Here is a 21537-nt window from a genome sequence, read left to right on the forward strand (position 1 = left end):
TCTCTACTTTTTCTTTTTTTCTTCTTCAATTTTTTGCGACAGGTTAATCAAGTAAATTTCCTTGTCCGGCTCCTGGTCTTCCAAGGTTACTGTATTTTTTGAAACCTGCTTTTGAATCGGCGGTTTGGGCAGTTCCCGTTCGCCGCCAAAAATAATCTGCTCATTGGTTAAAAAAACCGGTGAATGAATGTTATAGCCTTTGGTGGTTAATCGGATGATTTGTTGAGTAGTTGAATCGTACATGAAGAGATGCGCGCCTCTTTCCGAAGGCGCAATAAAAGCGATTAAATTACCATCAGGAGAAACCGCCGGTGCATATTTCGGCAAATCAGGTTCCGGGAAATCTTTTATCTCCAGAGTCGCCATATCCAGCAGATAAAGATTGTCCTGTTGTTCCGGTTGTTTCTGTGCCCAAAGCACTACGGAATTTTTTTGTGGAATAAACACAAATTTATGAATGCGAGCGAGACGGTCTTCGGTTAAATCGCGAAGCGGTTTGCCTTTCAAGTCATACTCCCAGAGCGAATGCCGACCGCTGGATTCTTCAATTTTAACCAGAAAAATGGATTTGCCGTCTTTGAGTATAGTTGCCCGAATCGTGGAGGCTTCATCATCGGTGAAATATTCGCCTTTGCCGCCGGTTAAGCCAATCGAAGCGATGTGCAAGATGCCAAAAGCCGCGCCTTCGAGCGGGCTTTCATCGGTTGTATAAAAAATTTTTTTGCCATCCGGTGCAAAGACCGGTTCTTTATCGGTGAAATTATTGGCGGTCAATCGCTTGATCGTCCCGGTATCCAGTTTCACTGTATAAATGTCTGCGAAACTTCCCATATCGCCGAAACCGGCAAAGGCAATGGTCGAACTGTCAGGAGACCAGGCAGGGTCGTTTGCGCCCCATTTCATGTTGGTAAGCGGTGCGCGAACCGAAAAGTCAGTCAAATCCATGACATAGAGATTGGGCGGAAAATTCGGTTTTTTCGCGATGAATGCCAGGTATTTTTTATCCGGTGAAATCGACCCGATGGCATATAATCCAACCCCAACCGTTAATTTCTTCACCGCAAATTTTTCCGGCAGCGGTTTGTCTTTCTCCTCCTTCTTGTCTTTTTGTGCAAATGCCGCAAAATTCAACGTTAAAACGCTCACAAGGTATAATCCCAGGGCAAGCCAGACAGTATATTGCTTTGATTTATTTTTCATTTTATTTCCTAAAATTGGATTTCAAAAATGATGCCACTTCAATTTTCCACAAGCAACTTGGAGATTCATTTCCGCCTCAAATGCCTCTCTTTAGTTTCGGTTTTTTCGATGCTATGATTCAAATTTCAAGAGGGTAAATCATTATGAGTCGTTTGATGTTCGTTTTCCTTTCAGGAACTGAAAAAGGCAAAACCAGAATTTTTACTCAATCAACCGTTTCCATCGGCACCTCAGACTCCTATGACCTGACGCTGGTTGCCGAAGAAGGTGGTTTATTACCTGAAGGGCTAATTGCAGAAATCACTAACGAGCCGAACGACATTCTTAAATTGATACCCCGTTATAAAACCGATTTTTTTCCCATTACGATAAACGGGGAACCGGTTTCACCGGAAATGAATGGCATCGAATTGCAGGATGGCGACACCATTCATTTCGGGCACGGGCTATCGAGCGCCAGTATTTTATTTCAGGTAATGCCTGAAAATTTTTCGACTGCCAGTCTGGTTCATCAGGGACGCAGGGCATTAGACCCGACGCCCTCCCCGCAACCCGTACACCCCTTAACTGCGACCTTATTTGTAAAAGAATTGTCAGCCAGTTTATGGGCTGAGGTGCCACGCAAAATCAAACTCATCGGACTGGGTTCGGTTGGTATACTGACATTAATTTTACTGTTTATCATCTTTTTTAATTTTTTGATTCTTCATCGCAATACCACACAGATTGAAAGTTTGCGAAAGCAAGCGGAAAAATCGGAAACTACACGCCTACAGGATCAGGAAATCATCAAGGAGCAACAGGATGAGATAAAACGTTTACGTGATATTACCGAACAATCCAGACAATTTACCCAACGCATTGCCGAACAATTCAGCCAGAGCGTTTGTTTGATTGTCGGCAGTTATACCTTTGTTGAAAAAGGCACCGGCAAGGTTTTGAAATATGAAACCGTAGATAATTCGAGCGGCGCGCCAATTGATAAAAATGGCAATCTGCTGGCATCCGTAGACGGCGCGGGTGAACCGGTGCGGATTGATTACACCGGAACCGGGTTTGTGATTAAACAGGGAATGATTGCCACCAATCGCCATATCGTAAAGCCCTGGGCGAGCGATTCGGTGGCGCAACTCATCTTGAGTCAAAGTTCAAATCTGCGCCCCCAACTGGATAAACTCGCGGCATTCTTTCCTTCGATTAAAAAAGAGTTTGATTTGAAAGAAGCTATCTCTTCGGATAAGTATGATATTTCGCTCTGTTCATTTGAACAGGACGAAACCGCTTTGCCGGAAATTCCCATGAGTACGGATGATCCGCGTTCAATTATCGGTGAATCAGTGGTCGTGCTCGGTTACCCGACCGGTGTTGATGGGCTTTTACAACGCATAGACGATGAAGGAATGCGCCGGGAAATATTGCGTCAACACGGCGCGTCGGCTGAAGATGTGGCGGTCGGACTTGCCAGCCGTGGATTGATTCGCCCGCTAACGACCACCGGAAATGTCACTGACGCTTTACCGAACCGGCTGGTTCACAGCGCCCAAACGACTGAAGGGGGTTCCGGCAGTCCGATTTTTGATCGTGAAGGCAGAGTGATTGCCATCAATTCAGCAATCTTGACGCCGACTGATGGCGGACAAAGTTTTGGCGGATCAAATTTTGGGGTTCCCATCAAAGCCACCTATGACTTGCTCCTTGCTTTTCAGAAACAGTAAGTTCTGTGGAGGGTCAATTCCCGGCAATGCTATCTAACCTCTTTAGCGGATGTGCAAACCCACCGGCGTAACAGTTTGGTACTCCAGATGAACTTTGGGAGAGCATTTTCAATTCAAAGTTCATCTGAAATACCACTTCGTAAAAACCCAAATTTTGGCTTTACTTTAGTTTTATAAAAATTAAGAGTTGTGATTGAGGGTCAGCGAACTCTCATCATTCCAATTGGCAATTTCCACACCGCTGAATTTCAATAATTCATCTTCTTTGGTCGGCGGAGAAACCACATCGAAGGTAATGTTATCAAATTTGCTTTGCCCGCGATAAAAAGCCGTTCGATGGCCTCTCCCGTTGGTAAATTCAATGGTCTGAATTCCCCATTTTCCGAGGGCAGCGTTTTCCGGGATTTCAACCGGTATTTCAAAAAGCGAATATTGATAAATTGCTTCCGGCGGGATGTGGACTTCACCATAGGCAAATTTTGCTTTACTGGTGTTAGAAACACTGAATTGAAAGCATTGAACATAAATTTTCTGGATGCCTGCCGGGTCACTTGCACGAATTCTGAGCATCAACTTATTACCCGCGACCACCGTAATTTCAGCAGAGTTGCTGGGTTGCAAACTCACAGCCATGTCTTCACCTCGCTATGTATGATTTCAAATTTTTTGTGAGGAGTATTTTATTGTGAGGTTGTTTATTAATATTCGCAGGGCAGAGTCTATTGATTTTTCCTCAAACCTGCGTGAGATAATATGGATTGTTTTTTGCGGAGTCAAGTTGCCGAAGTTTGAAGAATAATTTTATAACAATTTTCTTCAAACTTCGGTGTGATTATTGCTTTTGTCCGAAAGGTTTTTGTTTGCCTTCCAACGCTTCTTTATATGCGCCGTTAGGGATATTGTCGCCAAGGGCAATCGCCTTCTCATATTCTTCGAGCGCATCTTTGCGAAATTCCTGAAAATCGTAAATGCGACCAATCAAAACATGACACCATTGAATCAGCCATCTTTCGGTTTCCGGCGAAGCATTAGCAATTGCCTGACGATAAAGTTTAATCGCCATTTCCAATCGGTCATGCTGCGCCTGAATCATATCGTTTTCATCGGATTTTGCATCCTCTTCGGCTTTGCTCAGCGATTGATTGATAATGCGCGCCATGCCATAAAGTCCACGGGCATTTTTCGGGTCAGCAGCCAATACCTCTTCCAAAACCGCGCGCGCTTCAACAAACCGTTTCTGGCGAATCAGGTCATCCGATTCAATGACTTTTTTCGCAATTGCAGTCATCGCCGGTTCGCCAACCGATGAACTGGTTTCGCTGGCTTTCTTTCTTGCTGCCATCACGCGATTGACCGCTGCCATAAACTCATCGGGGCGTTTCTCTTCCCTCTCCCATTTCACCGTAGCCAGCATTTGATCGTAAAAATCTTCAATTCCGATGCCGACCTGTTCCAACCCTTTGAGTTGTTCATAGAAATGGAACACCAATACCGCGCCACTCAGATATGCCTGAGCAATATCATAGGTCGCTTCATCTTCGGTGTAGGGGTCGGATAAATTTGAACTATTACGCTTCATTCTCGCAGCCGCAGCCCGCGCCAATGACTCGCGAACGATTTGATAGACGCTTGCCTGAAATTCTTTCGAGGTTGACGGTACACTTTTCACCAGCTTCAACATCTGGTCTCGGTAAGCAAGCGAGGTCTTGAGTTTGCGTTCAATCATCGGGTCGATAACAAAGCGAATCAAGGCATTGCGAATCGCATCCAGGTTGACAAATTTGGATGGACCAAAAGCGACGTTATAATCATCGCCTACACGACGCGATAAATCTTCACGGGCATTTAATAAATCATCTCTCGCAAACGCCGAATTCAATGAAGCCAGTGGATCAGGAACAATAAACACCTGACGTGTGCGGGTTCTGGCAACCGTAATCTCTTTTTTCACCTTTGCCCCTTGTTGCTCCTGAGTCAACACCAACGGTTTCATATTAACCACGGTTTCCGGTCGCACTTTGAAATATTCAAGAATCTGGAAAATCAACGACCCGACCGGACGGCGATATTCGGCGGCGTAGGCTTCCGAAACCGACAGGTATTTTTGCGCCAGTTCTCTGATATTCGAGCGAATATAAAATTCGCGCACCAGGTCGCTAAATGGCATTAAGGTTTTTAAATCTTCCGGCACATTGACGCCTTCACGTGTATAAATCGTGAACGAAGGCGGCGGGTTCATCATCAAACTGAGCGCCGCATAACGCGCTGCATCTGCGCCTTCATCTACCCCCTGACGCCGGTTAGCCTGATAAAAAGCTTTTAATTTCTGCTTTACATCCGCAGGAACACGTCCTTCGAGGTCTTTTCTGAGTTCGGCGCGCGCCGGCGACAGGGGTTGCCCGCCTGGCTCATAGTCAAAACCCGCCGCATTGATTGCTGCCATCACCACAAACGTCCGAACATCGGATTCTAATCGAACATTGACATCTGCCGGGACGATGTAGCTGCCGCCGGTTTGGGTCACTGACTGCGCCGGCTTACTCGCTGTTGTTGGTGGTTTACTTTCAGTTTTAGGTTGCGGTTGTTGCGCGTTGAAATTGGGTTGTAACAACACTGCGATAATCAACAAGTAAAAAAATCTTCTCATAACTTCGTAATTTTTCTGATTGAAATTGGGTTCAAAATGAGAACGAAACCTGAACACAAACTTGTCTCGTTCTCTCATACATAAAATTGTTACCACTTTTCGGATACCGATTTCGCCTGCATAAAGAGCAAGAGATAATCCCGTCCACCGGCTTTTGAATCCGTACCGGACATATTGAATCCCCCGAACGGATGAACGTCTACCAATGCGCCTGTACATTTGCGATTTAGATAAAGATTGCCAACATGAAAATCGAGTCGCGCCTGTTCAAGCCTCGCCCGAACATTTGAATAGACTGCGCCAGTCAGTCCGAACTGTGTGTTATTGGCAATATTCAATGCCTGATTGAAATCCTTGGCTTTAAAGGTCGCGAGAACCGGGCCAAATATTTCTTCCTGAGAAATGCGCGCCATCGGGTCAACCTCGGAAACCACGGTTGGTTGAATAAACCACCCCTGTTCCAATCCTGGGACATGCACGCCGCCGGTTCTAAGTTGCCCTTCCCCTTTACCGATGTCGATGTAATTCGTGATAGATTCATAGGCGCTTTTACTGGCAACCGGACCCATCCAGTTAGTTTGGTCTTTGGTCGGACCGACTTTGATTTTCGCCGCGCGATCCGCTACCCGACCCACCACTTCATCATAAACATCTTCGACCACAACTAAACGCGAACAGGCTGAACATTTCTGACCGGAAAATCCAAATGCCGAAGCCACCACGCCATCAACCACGTCATTTAGGTTCGCCGTTTCATCAACCACTATCGTATCCTTACCGCCCATTTCAGCGACCACACGCTTTATCCATAATTGCCCTTCGGCGGTTTTTGCCGCGAGTTCATTGATATGCAAGCCGACATCTTTGGAACCGGTGAAGGCGATGAAACGAGTGCGGGCGTTGCCCACCAGATAATCGCCGATGCGTCCGCCGCTACCGGGAACAAAATTCACTACTCCGGGCGGCAGCCCTGCCTCTTCTAAAATCTCTACGAATTTTGCAGCAATCACCGGGCTGTCACTCGATGGTTTTAAAATAACCGTGTTGCCCGTAACCACAGACGCCATCGTCATTCCCGCCATAATTGCCAATGGAAAATTCCAGGGGGGAATGACGATGCCAACGCCGAGCGGAATATAATAGAGTTCATTTTGCTCACCCGCCAACGGGGTTAATTCATGCCCGCGACTATAACGGATGGCTTCGCGGGCATAGAATTCGGCAAAATCAATGGCTTCGGCAACATCTGCGTCAGCCTCTGCCCACGATTTACCGACTTCGAGAATAATCCATGCTGATAGCTCTGCCTTTCGACGCCGCATAATCGCGGCGGCTTTCAGTAAAACTCGTGCGCGAACTTCGGCAGACACCCGTTTCCATTCATTGAAGGCTTTAGTGGCTTCATCCATCGCTTGATCGGCAAGCGCAATGTCAGCTTTGTGACAACTACCGATGATTTCATTGAAGTTCGATGGATTGGGCGAAATCAGCATATCGCCGGTTGTATAGCGGTTGCCGCCGATTATCAGGGAATATTCACGCCCGAGTTGGGTTTCAACATGGGCAATGGCTTCACGCATGGCAGCGGCATGGCGTTCATCCGCAAAGTTAGTAAACGGTTCATTGGCAAAGGGAGGTAGCATGGATTTTGTTTCCTTTCTGAATGTGCTGAGACTCTGAATGAAAAAGGTATCAATCGCCCTGTTCTGGCGTCAACTACGCCGCAAGATAAAACTCTTGCTCAACTTTGAGCAATTAATTATCACCTGTTGCATATTCAAATTTATGTGGGAGAATGTCGAAATGATGAAAACCGGTATCGCGCAAAAAACCTTGGTGATTTGTTTAACAACATTGCTTTTCAGTCTTTCAACTTTCGCCAGCCCGACACCATTTAGACCTGCGCCAACCAAAGTCGGCGAGTGGTTGAAACAATCGGGCTTTCAATACAAACAGGCTGCCGACGAAGTCTGGGTGGTTCAAGCTAAAGGCGAAGCGATGCCGAATTTTGAAATGTTGGTCGCCACCAACCAGGGCGTCGTGGTTATCGGCGTGGTCATGGCAAACAAGAAAAATCTCAAGCTTTCAACTGACTTTCTTTACAAACTTTTGAAATTGAATCACGAACGTGATTTCGCCAAAATCGGTTTTGATAACGACGATGATTTGTTTGTGCGGGTTGAACGAAAAATTGACACCCTGACCGCAGAAGATTTTATCGCCAATCTGAAAAATATCGTCGGCGCGGCTGATGGATTATACACGGAAATTAAACCTTACCTGATTTCTCAATAAACAGCCGGGCTGATTGATTCTACTTTCAGCCCGTCGATTCAATCCACTTTATCTCATTTGGAAATTCCCATTGATTGCGTTTCCTACTTTGGTGTGCTTTCATTTCTTCTTTATTCAAAACTGCCAGTTGTTAAAAGGAGAACGGTTCGATGAATTTGTTTGATGACCTCCAGTCCAGAGGTTTGATTTATGATTTTACTGAAGGCGCTAAAGAAAAAGTCACCAGTGAAAAAGTGACCGCCTACATTGGCTTCGACCCGACTGCAGCAAGTCTGCATGTGGGTTCGCTGCTGCCCATTATGTGCCTGGCTCGTTTGCAAAGATATGGACACACACCCATCGCCATTGTCGGCGGGGGCACAGGTTTAATCGGCGACCCCAGCGGCAAAGCCAAAGAACGTCTGTTGCTCACTAAAGAATTGGTCGAAGAAAATTTGCAAGGCATAAAGAAACAACTGGAATTGTTCCTGGATTTCGAGAGCGCAACCAACCCCGCGCAAATCATCAACAATGCCGACTGGCTGGCTTCGATTTCGATGATTGATTTCATGCGCGATGTGGGAAAACATTTCACCGTCAATTCAATGCTCGATAAAGAATCGGTCAAACGTCGCCTCGAAAAAGAAGAGGGCATCTCGTTTACAGAGTTCAGCTATTCCCTGCTGCAAGCCTATGACTTTCTGGTTCTCAATGAAAAATCCAATTGCACATTGCAAATGGGCGGTAGCGACCAGTGGGGCAACATCATTGCCGGAATCGATTTGATTCGCCGCGTCAAACAGACAAAAGCCTATGGCATCGTCTTCCCGTTGGTGACGACATCGACCGGCGTGAAATTCGGCAAGACCGAAGCCGGTGCCGTGTGGCTGGATGGCAAACTCACCTCGCCATACCGGTTTTATCAATTCTGGCTGAACACTACCGACGCGGATACCATTACCTATTTGAAATATTTCACCTGGTTGTCGATTGAAGAAATCAACGAACTCGCAGCCGCAATGCAAGCCGCGCCGGAAAAACGTGAAGCGCAAAAACGTTTGGCTTCGGAACTCACGCGAACCCTTCACGGTGAAGCCGAACTCGCCAATGCCATCAAAGCCTCTGAAGCCCTGTTTGGCGGTGATATTTCCGATTTACGCGCTGAAGCGGTTCTGGATATTTTCAACGACGTTCCATCAAGTGAAATTCAACGCAATGATTTCGCGGGTGAAGGAATCGGCATTGTGGATTTATTCGCGCAATCGAAACTTGTCCCATCAAAAGGCGAAGCGCGAAGATTGGTTGAAAGCGGCGGCGCTTACCTCAATAACCATCGCCTTACCGATGTAAAAAAACGGGTGAGCAGTTCCGATTTTATTGACAACCAGTTTCTGGTTTTGCGGAAAGGTCAAAAGCAATATCATTTGATAAAAGTCATCGGATAAAGGTAACAAAAACCAACATCTCTCTTTTTGAATCCATTCGTTTGTTTGGTTTCGTAGGATGATTAAATTTTATCTCAACGGTAAAGGAGCATCCGATGAACGAAACGAAGATGAATTATCGCGGCGGCGATATTTTGCTCACCAAAAATAAACCGCGCGGTTTACCCTTTTTAAAACCGCTCTATGCGCCGCCACCCTATCAATACACCGGCGATATTGTGTTTATGATTGCTTATGAAGCCGAAGAAGCAAGTATCAGAGAGGTCTTGCCGCGTGAACTCGAACCGTTGCCGGGAAATGTCGTGGTGATGTGTTTCTTTATCTGTCCAGAGGTCACAGGAATGGGCGCTCACAATTTTACGATGCCCTGCATTCCAGTGCGATATGGCGATTACCTCGGACAATTTGTTCCTTACCTGTATACCAGCACCGACGCCAGCCTCGCCTGTTATCGCGAAGGGCAAGGCTGGCCTGCGGTATTGGGCGAAACAGAAATTACCGAATCGAATGGCAGCATTGAAGCCAGATTAACGCGAAATGGTAAAGAAATCATTCGCGCCACCGGAAGCGTGGACGGCGACACCATTGCCTCGCTCGATTTTCTGCCGATAATTCTATACAAAGAAATTCCCACGATTGATGGCAAAGGTTGTGACGCAGCTTATTTTCTTACCTCAACCTCTCTGTTGACCAACCTGGATTTCAAAGCCGGTAGTGGAGAGTTTCGCTTCATTGATGCGGGTGATGACCCGATTGCGCGACTCCAACCAATTAATTTTCAAGCCGCGCTTTATGGAACGCTCGATGATTTTTATCCCGAAACCATAAGGATTTTGGAAGAATTAAAATAAGCGCGAGAGCTTTAATCCCTCGCGCTTATTGATCGACCTAAGCGCGGTCAAAGACCGCTTGCTCAACTCTTTATTTATCGCGGGTCATTTCTCCACCAGTATTGCTCGTCTAATTTTTTGACCTTGGGATAGATGCAATCCAAAGTATCACCATCGAACAATTCACCGTTCTTCATCACCATCCGAATCGTATTGGTGTTGCGAATATCCGAGAGCGGGTCTTTATCGAAAATCACCAAATCGGCAAGCTTTCCGACTTCAAGTGACCCGACATCCTGATTCAAGCCGATGGCTTCAGCGCCAAAAATGGTTGCGACTTTCAATGCCTCGTGCGGCGTCAGTCCACCCGATTGCAAATTCCAGATTTCCCAATGACAACCGATGCCCTGCATCTGCCCGTGTCCACCAAGACAAGCGCGACCTCCGGCTTTAACTACCGCCGCAACACCTTTGGCGATGCCTTGATGCCCATACTCTTCGGGCGCAAACCATTGCCCGCGCCGACGCATCATCGAATCGACCAACTCACGCGGAATGAACCGGCGCAGCTTTTGATTGTGTAGCGGGTCTGTGGTTTCAAAGTAAAAATTTTCACTCCACGGCGCGCCATAAGCCACCAGGGTTGTCGGCGTATAGTAGGTTTGCGATTTGGCAACAAACATCGCGACATCTTTGTAAAGCGGTTGAATGGGCAGCGCGTGTTCATTGCCGCTGAATCCGTCAATCATTTGCGACAAATCAAGCTTCATATCCAATGCGCCTTCGGTAGTCGGGGTGATTTGATACTCTTTGCAAGCCATCGCCACCCATTGCCGAACGATGCGGTCACCTACGACATATTCCTTCAAGGTATCGGTTTTATAAGCCTCTCTGTAGCGTTTGATGTATGCGAAAGTCGCGTCTTTATCGGTCAAACCGGAACCTGAAAACACCCCGGGTCCGGTTGTATAAATTCGTGGGCCAAGGATTTCGCCGGTTTCAACCATATCCGCATAAGCGTATATGTCTGTGGTCGCGCTTTGCGGGTCGCGAGTCGTGGTGACGCCATACGCGAGATTAGCGAGATATTGCCAGACCTGAGTTTGATGTACATCACGCGGCGGCCACATATGCGCGTGAACGTCAACGAAACCCGGCGTGATGGTTTTACCGGTCACGTCAATGATTTTCGCGCCCGCAGGAATTTGCACTTTACCTTTCGCGCCGAGCGCGGTGATGCGATTGTCGGTGATGACGATGTCGCCTTTATCAATAACTTCATCGCCTTTCATGGTGACGATTTTTGCGCCGCTTAAAACGACAGTGCCGGTATTTTTGGCGCGCGGTTGTTCAACAGCGATGTTGAAGGTTTCAGGTTTATCGGCGCTGATATTCTGGCGATAGAAAGTTGCCCCCCAAGACCAGGTAACGGTTTTGCCATCCGAAGACCAGGCGAGATAATCGCCGCCTTCGAGCGACATTTTTTTCACTGGGACAGAAGATGGCGCAGTACCCCCTTGAATGTTGACGTTGACGGTCTCTTTACCGGCTTTAGGAATGGTTACCAGATAATGTTTGCCTTGTAAATCAACAAACGCCTGACCGCCATCCGGCGAAATTTTAATCATACTTGCAGAGGCAGGATTGGGCGGCATCCCTGTGCCATCGACTTTTAAAATCGGTCGTCGATCCAACCCATCCAGACGAACCGAAACCAACGTGCCGTTGAAGGTCGTCAGAAAAACCCGGTTCGGGTCACGACTAAAATGCGGATAGCGTCCGCCTTGGGTTGATGAAATCAAGGTTGATGCGCCACCACCCGATGGGATATAGCGCAAATCCGAAGCTGTGTTGCCACCAACGCCGGTTATCTCACCGTCCTGATGACCATGTAAAACCGCTTCTTCTTCGGATAAAAACTGATGGTCTTTGTCGCGGATGTCTGCATACAACTGGTCATCAATCGCTCCAGATGTGAAAACAATTTTCGAGCCGTCGGGCGAATAGACCGGATAAGCGTAATAGGCAGGGTTTGGGGATAATTGCTGTGGCGTCCCGCCACCGGCATTCACGCTGAAAATATGCCCCCCGGTGCTTGACCAGGTGACGAAGGCGATGCGATTGCCATCCGGCGACCACGCGGGCATAAATTCGCCGACCGTCAAATTGGTCAGGCGTTTCGGCGTGCCGCCTGGCAAATCCATTACGTAGATTTTATTGAATGCGGTAAACGCCAGACGTTTGCCATCCGGCGACATGGTCGGGTAGCGAATCAATCTGGCTCTGACATTCGGGCTGTCATCAACCCGGTAGTTGAAATGCAAGCGCGGCGCAATGTCTACGGCAACCTGTGCGTTAAATGGAATGGTGGTCGCCTGCCCCGTAGCGAAATCCACACGCTTAATTTTTCCGTCAACCGGAACGATTAACGATTTGCCATCCGGCATAAACGCATAACCCGGAAAAACGTCGCGGGTGGCGCGGGATTCCTGATCGTCGCGCGTGACATTGTTAATCAACCAGCGTTCCTGATTGGTTTCGAGGTTGCGCACCCGCAATGCGGTCTTGGTTTCATACCGCGTGGCATAAACCAGATTTTTACCATCGGGTGAAACCATCGGTCGCATGGCGCTTCCCTGCGCATTGGTGATGGTTGCGGTTTCACTGGTATCACGATCAAACCGAACCACCTGCCACATGGGAAACTGTGCGTTGTAATTAAACGGACCTACACGTTGCGCCCAGAAAATGTATTTGCCATCGGAAGAAGCAACCGCGCCCATTTTATTTAATGCGGGACCTCCGGTGGCAGGCTGTCCGGGTTGCGGCGGAGGTGGCGGCGGTGTGCCTACGCTGATGCCCGTGCCACCATCAACGTGATACATATAAACGTGAAACGTTCCGATGCCGCGGTCAGATTTCGATGCAAGGACATATTTTCCATCAGGCGACCACGAAGGCGACACGTACATCTGCATCGGATTGCCGCGCCCTTTGGTTAGCGGTTTGGCGTCAGTGCCATCGACATTACAAATCCACAAATTCTCCGCTCCGCTGCGGTCGCTGATGTAAACGATTTTTTTACCATCGGGCGAAAACCTCGGTTGAGAATCAAATGGCATTCCGCCGATGATGCGTTTGGCTTCGCCGCCATTTATCGGCAAGGTGTAAATATCGCCGAGCAAATCAAAGACGATTAACTGACCATCCGAAGAGACATCCAGAGACATCCAGGTTCCCTCATCGGTAGTGAATTCAACTTTGCTTTCGGCTTTTAAAGGTAATTCTTCGTCTTTTTTCTTCTCATCTTTCTTTTCTTCCTGAGCGAAAGAAGCAAGTGGCAATGAGATTACAAGCATCATCAGCAATGCGATAAAGGCGCGAAACTTTGAGCAACAGAGCATACATCCTCCTTGTGATGAAACAACGGTCATGGGTTTTTAGGGAAACGATTGAATGCGCAGGAAAAATCCGGCGTGAGTGAAACGAATCTTCCGGCAATTCAATCAACCCGAAAAACCATTGGCTGGGTTCCATTGTTTTTAATGATTTCGGTTGTGAGAGCGAAACTATAAACAATCCACGCAGCTTTTGAAAACCATTTTATCTGTTTATAATCGTCTGCCGTTTTATTTTAAATTTGGAGAATCATTCATGAAAGCCGCAATCGTTAAGGAATTCAAAGACCCATTGGTCATCGAAGACGCGCCCAATCCGCAACCCGCCGACGATGAAGTGTTAATCAAAGTTGAAGCCTGCGGCGTGTGTCATTCGGATTTACATCTGGCAGAAGGCGACTGGTCTCAGATGAATAAAATTGTCAAAAAACCTTTGATTTTAGGGCACGAAGTCGTTGGTCGGGTGATTGCAACGGGCGACGCGGTTGAACACCTCAAGGTTGGCGACCGCGTTGGAGTTGCCTGGATTCACTGGGCTTGCGGCGAATGCGAAATCTGTCTCGAAGGCAATGAAAATATGTGTCCGAAACAGATGATTTCAGGCGCAACGGTTGATGGCGGGTATGCCGAGTTGATGACTGCCAAAGCTTCGCATGCATTGAAAGTTCCTGACAACCTTTCATCCGAAGAAGCCGCGCCGCTGTTCTGCGCAGGCGTGACCGTATACCGTGCGTTAAAGCACGCGCAGATTAAACCGGGACAGCGGGTTGCCATTTTCGGCATTGGCGGGCTTGGGCATCTGGGCGTGCAAATCGCCAAAGCGATGGGTGGAGAGGTCATTGCCGTTGATGTCAATGATGAGAAACTGGAATTTGCCAAAGCCCTCGGCGCAACTCACACGATAAATGCCGCGACCGAAAAGACCGCGCCTGCAATTCAGAAATTGGGCGGCGCGCACGTGGCGGTCGTCACCTCCGCCGCCAAAGCGGCATATGATACGGCTTTTTATTCCCTGAGAGCCGGTGGGACGATTGTTGTCGTGGGGCTACCGGCTGAATCGCTGACTTTTCCGGCAATCGCGATGGTGGCGCGTGAAGCCCGGGTGATCGCTTCAGCAGTCGGAACCCGCCAAGATTTACGCGAAATACTCAACCTCGCGGCAACCGGCAAGGTGAAATGTAAAATCGAAACCCGCCCGGTTGAAACGATTAATGAAATTTTCGATGAGATGCGCCAAGGCAAAATTTCCGGGAGAGTGGTGTTGAAATTTTAATTGGTAAATGTATCCCCTGGTTTGAAGAAATTATTTAAGTGGAACTTGCCTATGTTCTATCCATAATGTGCAACTTTAAGGCTTGCGCTCGACGGCAAACCAATCAGGCAATGATGAATTTGAATCGCGTGAAAACGCCATTGCTGATTGGTTTGATTGGGCGGTTTCATTCAATTGGTGACAATTGCCAGACACTCACAGTTTTGTCCTCACTTGCGCTTGCCAACCAGTTTCCATCAGAGCTAAAAACCACCGAGAATACATCGTTTGAATGATGCGCAAAGGTATGAACTAATCGACCGTCATCTAAATTCCAAAGTCGAACAGTAACCCATTTATTAGATTCCCACGCGCCGAACAGGTTCTGTACGAACTCGCCAAGCGCATTCTTATCCCTGCCACCGCTAACCAGCCATTTACCGTCAGGGCTTAACGCAACCGAATAAATATGTTCAGAATCCCCCGAAAAAGTGCGTATCAAACTTCCATCCTCGACATTCCAAAGTCTTGCGGTTGAATCATCACTACCACTGACCAAATATCGCCCGTCTTTACTGAACCCAACACTTAAAACAGCCTCTGAATGCTGGTTAAGGGTTCTGATTAGCTTACCGTCGGCTACCTTCCAGATTTTTATTGTCTTATCGAAACTTCCGCTTGCCAGTTGGTTGCCGTCAGGGCTGAAGGCGACTGACCAGATATTAAGCGAGTGCCCTTCAAGGGTTCGTAATAAATTATCGCGCTCAACATCCCATATTCTAATGGCGCTGTCTTCGCTGCCGCTGGCAAGGCTTTTTCCGTCTGGACTGAAGGCAACCGTCCACACCGCCTTTAAATGCCCTGAAAAAGTTTTAAGCAGTTCACCATCTGCTACCCGCCAAACTCTTACATTTGAATCATAGCTGCCCGTCGCCAGATACCTGCCATCCGGGCTAAAGGCTAAGGCTGTGACCCCCATAGGATGATTGAGCGTGTGGATGACTTGACCATCTTGTTTTCGCCAGATTTTAGCTGTGTTATCAACGCTGGCGCTCGCGAGTAGTTCACCGTCAGGGCTGAACTCGACTTTCCAAACCACATTTGCATGAGCAGAAAAAGTTAAATGGTGTTTTATCATTTCACTGTCAACTTGAATGGGCTTTTTCCATACCAGAAAGTAAAAAAGCGCAGCAGTCAATACCAGGAAAGCCATGACAATGGTGGTCGTCCTTCTCTTCCTAATCATTTTTTTCGTTTCAGTTTGCATACTTATTTTTAACGGAACGGTTTTTCCTGACACACTCATTCCGTATAATGATTAACCTTTCTAAATTGGTTTGGCTGATTGGGAAATTTGCGATGCGAATAAACAGGTACGTGGTTGTGGTAAAAGAGGTTTCAGCGAAAAGCGAGCCAGACGCCACGCATCAGGAATACTGCGAACCCTACGGGTAAAGCCATCGGAAATTTTGCTTTCCCGGTAGCATTTGTCCATCTGGTATTTTTCGGCAAATTCGCCATCAGCAAAATGAAGCAGGTACAACGCAGGCGAGTTCGAGTTATTGATTGAGAAAAATTGAGAGGTAGTTGATGATCGTAAGACTTGCAGAAGGAAATTTGAAAACTAAATTTGGCGATGTTGTAGAAATTCTCTACTATGACGGACAGAAAGAATCGCTCGCCCTCGTGATGGGCGATGTCCGCGATGGCGAAGCTATTTTATGTCGGGTTCATTCATCGTGTGTGTCAGCGCATCTGTTTAACAGTATCGAATGTGATTGCCGCGAACAGATGGAGATGTCGCAGTTTTGGATTGAGCGGGAAGGAAAAGGTGTGGTGATCTGGCTCGACCAGGAAGGCAAAGGCAACGGGCATCTGGCATTGCTGGCAACCCGTCCATTAAAGGAACAAGGCATCGGGCAAGCTGATGCCTATGAGCAGGTGGGCTTCAAACGCGAGGCGCGAGATTTTCGACGCGCCGCCGAAATTTTAAAAGACCTCGGCGTGAAATCCGTTACCTTGCTAACCGATAACCCGCAAAAAGCCGATGACCTCAATAAAGTTGGCATTCAGGTGGTTGGCACTAAATCCACAAACATCTCAGCCATAGAAAACCCTGGGCTGCTTGAGGTATTTGAAAATAAACGACAACAGTCTTCCCGGCAGCGAAATTAAATTGATTAACACGGTTGACAATCATCACCCAAAAAGTTGAAATGAATGCCGAGGTTGTTTATGCAATTGTCCTATGCACAAATTCCACGTCGTCGGGTGAATCAGATGGACATTAAGCAGGTATTTAACTTTATCTCTCCTAGCATTCGCGAAGCCGCCATTAAAACAGCCGAACAGTTAAACCACCTCGGTATTCGGTATGCTTTAGCCGGAGGGCTGGCAGTCGGCGCTCACGGCTATATCGGGACAACCGTCGATGTGTTTTTTTTAGTCGGTGATGAGGCTTTTGAGCATCAAGGGTTGTTGGTGGCATTCAAACCCGGCGTTCCTATCGAAGTGAATGGCATTCGTATAGATTATCTGTCGCCTGTAGCGATTGGTAACCAATTGGAAGAAGTATTGAATCATCCGCCGCTCGATTCGGGATTAGCCATCGTACCCATTGAGGCGTTAATTTATATGAAACTCGTTGCCAACCGTCGCAAAGATTTGGTTGATGTCATTGAACTCATTAAAGTCGGTGCCGATGTGAAACGGGTTCGTAATTATCTGCAACAATATGCCAGTGATTTGTTGCCGATGTTTGATGATTTGGTTAAAGAAGCACTAAACGAATAATCGTGTTCACGGAAAGCTTTTACCTGCAATCATCCACAAAAACTATTGAATTCATCCCCTCATCGCTTATACTCAACCCGTGGTATTGGTGTAAGCATTTCACCATAAACCAACCTTCTTGCCCCTCCCGGAAAACCTGCCCCGAAATGGTTGAGAGAATATGGCAACGCTGAATAAAAAACTGATTTTTAAACGTGTCCTGTGGGTGTTTATACCCGCCGTACTCGTTTTATTTGTTGGTGTTTTCGGGTTGAGTTTCTATTTGATTCATCATCTGGCTCATCCGCCTAAAAATGAATTGACGGGGTCGCCGAGAGATTTTCAAATTATTTTACAAAAGCCGGTTTGGTCGGATGAAAAATGGAAAAATGCCGATGGCACACAAGCCATGGGCTGGCTATTAAATCAGAATCGGGTAGCGCCCGCCGTCATTCTCACGCACGGATATAGCTCGAACCGTTCAGACCTGCTGACCCTGAGCGTTGAATTGTACAAAGCCGGTTATCACGTTTTGCTTTACGATATGCGCGGGCATGGTGAAAGCCCAGTGAATAAATCCGGTTTCGGAATGTATGAAAAGGACGATTTGATTTCGGCAATCAAATTCCTCAAGGGCTTAACTTCAAAATCCGGTGAAGAGTTGAATGACGGTCGCATCGGTTTGTACGGCGTTGACCTTGGCGGGTATGCGACACTGGCGGCTTCGGATGAAGACCCCGCTATTAAAGCCGTTGCCGTTGATTCCCCATTTCCCAGCGTCGAACAATTTATCAATTACCGATTAAAATATGTCATCGGCGGCAATAATTCGATGGTCAAGGGACTGGCTGATTACAGCTTGACCAAAGAAGTTCTCGGACTAACTTCACAGGCATACTTTATGACCAAGGATGACAAATCGGATGTCATTGAATCGGTCAGGCTTTCATCAAACCGAAGATTTTTATTTATTCACGGAAAGACCGGTTCGCCAACCGATTTATTAACCAAAGAAATATTTGACGAAACCAAAGGACAGAAAGAGATCATTGAAGTTGAAAAAACCCGGCAAGAGCGACTCTATACCACTGAATCGGCAGCTTATGATGAGCGCGTGGTGAAATTCTTTCAGGCAGCGATACCGACAACCGCACCGAAAAAATAACTCATCCGTGACCGGAAAATTCAACCGGTCACGGTTTTTCCTTCTGCAACTGCACACGCAACGCATAATATTCACCCTGTTGAGAAATCGGTTCCATCTGTATTTCCGGGCGATTTTTTAATCCGGTCAACCAACGTTCTCTGGTGATGATGATTAAGCGGTGATGGCTTTTTAATTCTTCAATCAAAGCATCCTCTTTCAAGGCATTGAGGATTTCCCCGTTTTTGCAGACCACACGGCCTTCGGCGTAAAAAACCGCCGCAAAGTCTTTTAGGATGTAATAAGCAATTTTTTCATCCGCGTTTAATGATTCTGCCGCATCCAGCGATAGCCTTTTCAAACTGACACTTTCATTAAGATATGGAGGTAAGATAATTCCCGCGCTGATAATCAAACCCAAAATCACAGCAATCGAAGTAAATAATAGGTAAGCTTTTTTCCCCAGTGCCAAACCAACGACACCAATTAAGGCTAAACCTATCGGGATTGCAGCGATAATCAAAGTTATTGGAGATGACGAAATCGGAATTGTCCGCAAATACCCGACAAAACCGACTGATAAACTCACCAGTAAAATCGCGGTCAACCAGGCGGTTATTTTTAATAAACCGGTGGCAGGCTTCGTCCAGTAATCTGCAAATGATTTGCCGAGGATGATTGCCAGGGCAGGAAAAACCGGAAGAATATAGCCCGGCAGCTTTGATTCCGAAAGCGAGAAAAACAGTAAAGGAATGAGCGCCCATATCCAAGCCAGCGTCAGTAATGAATTTTCTTCATCAATGCGGGGACGAAGATTTTTGAGTCTGACGATAGCCGGAATAAAAAATCCCGACCAGGGGAGTACGCCGACGAAAGCAATCACTGCGAAAAAGTAAATCGGTTGCGGATGCCCGAAGACATCTTTGATATAGCGTTGGAAATGATGCTGAATGAAAAACTCATCAATAAAATGCCAGCCATGTTTTAAGGTCACAGGTAAATACCAGGTCGCGGATACCGCAAAGAAAACCAATAGACCAATCATCAGATAGTTAATTCTCAGTAAACGCCACCTGCCGGTCAGCCATAAAAACAGAAACAAGATGCCGAAGGTTAAAACGATGCCGACCAGACCTTTTGCCATGAATGCCAACCCGATAGCGGCAAAACTCAGGGTCATTAACCAAAATCGAGAGCGGACAAAATTTGAAGTGGCGACATAGGTCGTTAATATTGCAACGCTCATGGTTGCGGTCAACACCATATCGGGCGTGGCAGCGTGCGCATAACCGATAAAGATACCACTCGTTAGTAACATCAAACCGGCTCCCATAGCCCATTTCAGGGATACGGTGCGTGTCAGCGTACAGAAAATCGTCAGGGTCGCCAGCGTTGCAGATAATCCGGCGGGAAATCTCGCGGCAAACTCACTAACTCCGAAAAGGTGATAGGATGCCGCAATCATCCAATAAACCAGCGCCGGTTTTTCAAACCATAAACAACCACAAAGTCGCGTTGAGATATACTCACCGGATACGAACATTTCACGCGCAACCTCTGCGTATCGGGGTTCATCCGGTCCCAGCAATGCAAAACGGCTGGCGGCAAAGAAAAAAGCAACCAGGCAAAGTGTGAATAAAATGCTCAGGTAAGAAATGAACTCCTTGTTCGTGTAAGACTGGTCTTTTATTATTTGACCTTTGGTTTCCGATTGCTCAGGCTTTGCAAGGAAATCATTGAGAAAATTTTTTAATTTTAAAATCATGCGAGGTTGTTTACAGATGGATGATGATAAAGCAGGGCAATGGGCGACGCAATTCTGATTTAATCAACCTGAATCATTACTACTTATATTTTTCAATTTCACCAGAAAGGACTGGAGTTTTTCATGAAACGAGTCGCAGTCATCGGCACCGGAAGTTTCGGACAAAATCATGCCAGAGTCTACAGCGAACTTCCCGACGTCAGTTTAAAAGCTGTTTGTGATATTAATGAAGCCATCGGCAAGCCCATCGCTGAAAAATATCAGGTCGATTATTTCAGCGATTACCGCGAGTTAATTGGCACAGTTGATGCGGTGAGTCTTGCTACTCCAACCCTCACCCACAAAGCGATTGCCTGTGATTTTTTAAAAGCCGGTATCGCAGTTTTAATCGAAAAGCCGATTTCACGCACTCTCGAAGAAGCCGAAGAAATCCTGAAAACTGCCAGAGAAAATAATCGGGTCTTACAAATTGGTCACTTGGAAAGGTTCAATCCGGCGGTGATTGCTGCAAGTCAAGTGGTCACCCAGCCGAGATTTTTTGAAGGCCATCGGTTGAGCCTGTTTACCCCGCGAAGTCTGGATATTGATGTGGTCATGGATTTGATGATTCATGACCTCGATGTCATCTTATCGATGGTTAAAAGTGAAGTTGTGGAAATCCGTGCCGCGGGCATACCGATTCTTACTCCGAAAATTGATATTGCCAATGCGCGAATCGAATTTGCCAATGGCTGTGTTGCCAATTTAACCGCCAGCCGGGTCTCTGCCGAAAGGGTCAGAAAATTAAGATTTTTTCAGCCCTCGCAATATGTGTCGATAGATTATGCGGCGCAGGAAGCCAGCATGGTCAAAGTGGATTATTCATCTGGCGGAAAACCCGACTTCGGTTTCCGCGCGCTTGCGGTGGAACGCGAAGAACCGCTCAAACTCGAAATCCAATCTTTCTTAAATGCGGTTGATGGTGCGCCAGTCATCACCAGCGGACAAGATGGTAAAAACGCTCTCCAACTGGCAATCGGCATCGTCGAAAAAATCAAAGAACACGCCGAAAAAATCGGTATTCCTTTTGTCGGATAAATTGAACAGGAAGTTTTT

At 47.0% G+C, this 21537-nt stretch carries 16 protein-coding genes; 9 read left to right on the forward strand and 7 right to left on the reverse strand.

The window, feature by feature from the left end:
* Positions 1 to 3 precede the first annotated feature (3 nt).
* On the reverse strand, positions 4 to 1200 hold the full coding sequence (locus AB1757_22215; protein ID MEW6129771.1) for a hypothetical protein: 1197 nt from the start codon (positions 1198 to 1200) through the stop codon (positions 4 to 6).
* Between the two features lie 143 nt (positions 1201 to 1343).
* On the opposite strand from AB1757_22215, the gene AB1757_22220 reads away from it, so the two are divergent.
* Complete coding sequence (locus AB1757_22220) at positions 1344 to 2915, forward strand: trypsin-like peptidase domain-containing protein (protein ID MEW6129772.1); 1572 nt, start codon at positions 1344 to 1346, stop codon at positions 2913 to 2915.
* A gap of 180 nt (positions 2916 to 3095) precedes the next feature.
* On the opposite strand, the gene AB1757_22225 is transcribed toward AB1757_22220, so the two are convergent.
* The 3 genes from AB1757_22225 to pruA all read right to left on the reverse strand — a co-directional run bounded on the left by AB1757_22225 (position 3096) and on the right by pruA (position 7205).
* A complete protein-coding gene (locus AB1757_22225; protein MEW6129773.1) occupies positions 3096 to 3548 on the reverse strand; it encodes a hypothetical protein in 453 nt (150 codons plus the stop codon).
* A 199-nt stretch (positions 3549 to 3747) separates the two neighbouring features.
* A complete protein-coding gene (locus AB1757_22230; protein ID MEW6129774.1) occupies positions 3748 to 5562 on the reverse strand; it encodes a hypothetical protein in 1815 nt (604 codons plus the stop codon).
* An 89-nt stretch (positions 5563 to 5651) separates the two neighbouring features.
* Entirely contained in the window at positions 5652 to 7205 is a 1554-nt protein-coding gene (gene pruA / locus AB1757_22235; GenBank protein ID MEW6129775.1) for an L-glutamate gamma-semialdehyde dehydrogenase, read from the reverse strand.
* A 37-nt stretch (positions 7206 to 7242) separates the two neighbouring features.
* On the opposite strand from pruA, the gene AB1757_22240 reads away from it, so the two are divergent.
* From AB1757_22240 to AB1757_22250, 3 genes are all read left to right on the forward strand, one after another.
* Positions 7243 to 7857, forward strand: coding sequence for a hypothetical protein (locus AB1757_22240; GenBank protein MEW6129776.1), 615 nt, complete (start codon positions 7243 to 7245; stop codon positions 7855 to 7857).
* A 149-nt stretch (positions 7858 to 8006) separates the two neighbouring features.
* Positions 8007 to 9281, forward strand: coding sequence for a tyrosine--tRNA ligase (tyrS, locus tag AB1757_22245; GenBank protein MEW6129777.1), 1275 nt, complete (start codon positions 8007 to 8009; stop codon positions 9279 to 9281).
* Between the two features lie 95 nt (positions 9282 to 9376).
* Positions 9377 to 10132: an acetoacetate decarboxylase family protein gene (locus tag AB1757_22250; GenBank protein ID MEW6129778.1), complete on the forward strand. Its 756-nt coding sequence runs from the start codon at positions 9377 to 9379 to the stop codon at positions 10130 to 10132.
* A gap of 74 nt (positions 10133 to 10206) precedes the next feature.
* Here AB1757_22250 and AB1757_22255 read toward each other — a convergent pair whose 3' ends face one another.
* The gene (locus tag AB1757_22255) at positions 10207 to 13515 is read right to left on the reverse strand and encodes an amidohydrolase family protein (GenBank protein ID MEW6129779.1); all 3309 of its coding nucleotides are present in this window, start codon (positions 13513 to 13515) and stop codon (positions 10207 to 10209) included.
* Between the two features lie 250 nt (positions 13516 to 13765).
* Here AB1757_22255 and adhP point away from each other — a divergent pair, with 250 nt between their 5' ends.
* Positions 13766 to 14782 (forward strand): alcohol dehydrogenase AdhP, encoded by a 1017-nt coding sequence (adhP, locus tag AB1757_22260; GenBank protein MEW6129780.1) that lies wholly within the window; start codon positions 13766 to 13768, stop codon positions 14780 to 14782.
* Between the two features lie 166 nt (positions 14783 to 14948).
* Here the strand turns inward: adhP and AB1757_22265 are convergent, their stop codons facing one another.
* Positions 14949 to 16061: a WD40 repeat domain-containing protein gene (locus tag AB1757_22265; GenBank protein ID MEW6129781.1), complete on the reverse strand. Its 1113-nt coding sequence runs from the start codon at positions 16059 to 16061 to the stop codon at positions 14949 to 14951.
* 317 nt (positions 16062 to 16378) lie between these two features.
* Here AB1757_22265 and AB1757_22270 point away from each other — a divergent pair, with 317 nt between their 5' ends.
* The 3 genes from AB1757_22270 (at position 16379) to AB1757_22280 (ending at position 18698) form a co-directional block, all read left to right on the forward strand.
* A complete protein-coding gene (locus AB1757_22270) occupies positions 16379 to 16936 on the forward strand; it encodes a GTP cyclohydrolase (GenBank protein MEW6129782.1) in 558 nt (185 codons plus the stop codon).
* Between the two features lie 60 nt (positions 16937 to 16996).
* Positions 16997 to 17554 carry a hypothetical protein gene (locus AB1757_22275; protein MEW6129783.1) on the forward strand — a complete coding sequence of 186 codons (558 nt, stop codon included), beginning with the start codon at positions 16997 to 16999 and terminating at the stop codon, positions 17552 to 17554.
* Positions 17555 to 17714: 160 nt separating this feature from the next.
* Entirely contained in the window at positions 17715 to 18698 is a 984-nt protein-coding gene (locus AB1757_22280) for an alpha/beta hydrolase (GenBank protein MEW6129784.1), read from the forward strand.
* Positions 18699 to 18726: 28 nt separating this feature from the next.
* Here AB1757_22280 and AB1757_22285 read toward each other — a convergent pair whose 3' ends face one another.
* Positions 18727 to 20442 carry a glycosyltransferase family 39 protein gene (locus AB1757_22285; GenBank protein ID MEW6129785.1) on the reverse strand — a complete coding sequence of 572 codons (1716 nt, stop codon included), beginning with the start codon at positions 20440 to 20442 and terminating at the stop codon, positions 18727 to 18729.
* A gap of 123 nt (positions 20443 to 20565) precedes the next feature.
* On the opposite strand from AB1757_22285, the gene AB1757_22290 reads away from it, so the two are divergent.
* Positions 20566 to 21519, forward strand: a complete 954-nt coding sequence (locus tag AB1757_22290; protein MEW6129786.1) for a Gfo/Idh/MocA family oxidoreductase — start codon at positions 20566 to 20568, stop codon at positions 21517 to 21519.
* Positions 21520 to 21537 lie beyond the last annotated feature (18 nt).

The sequence above is a fragment of the Acidobacteriota bacterium genome (genome assembly GCA_040754075.1).
In the GTDB taxonomy this organism is placed as follows: Bacteria; Acidobacteriota; Blastocatellia; order UBA7656; family UBA7656; genus JBFMDH01.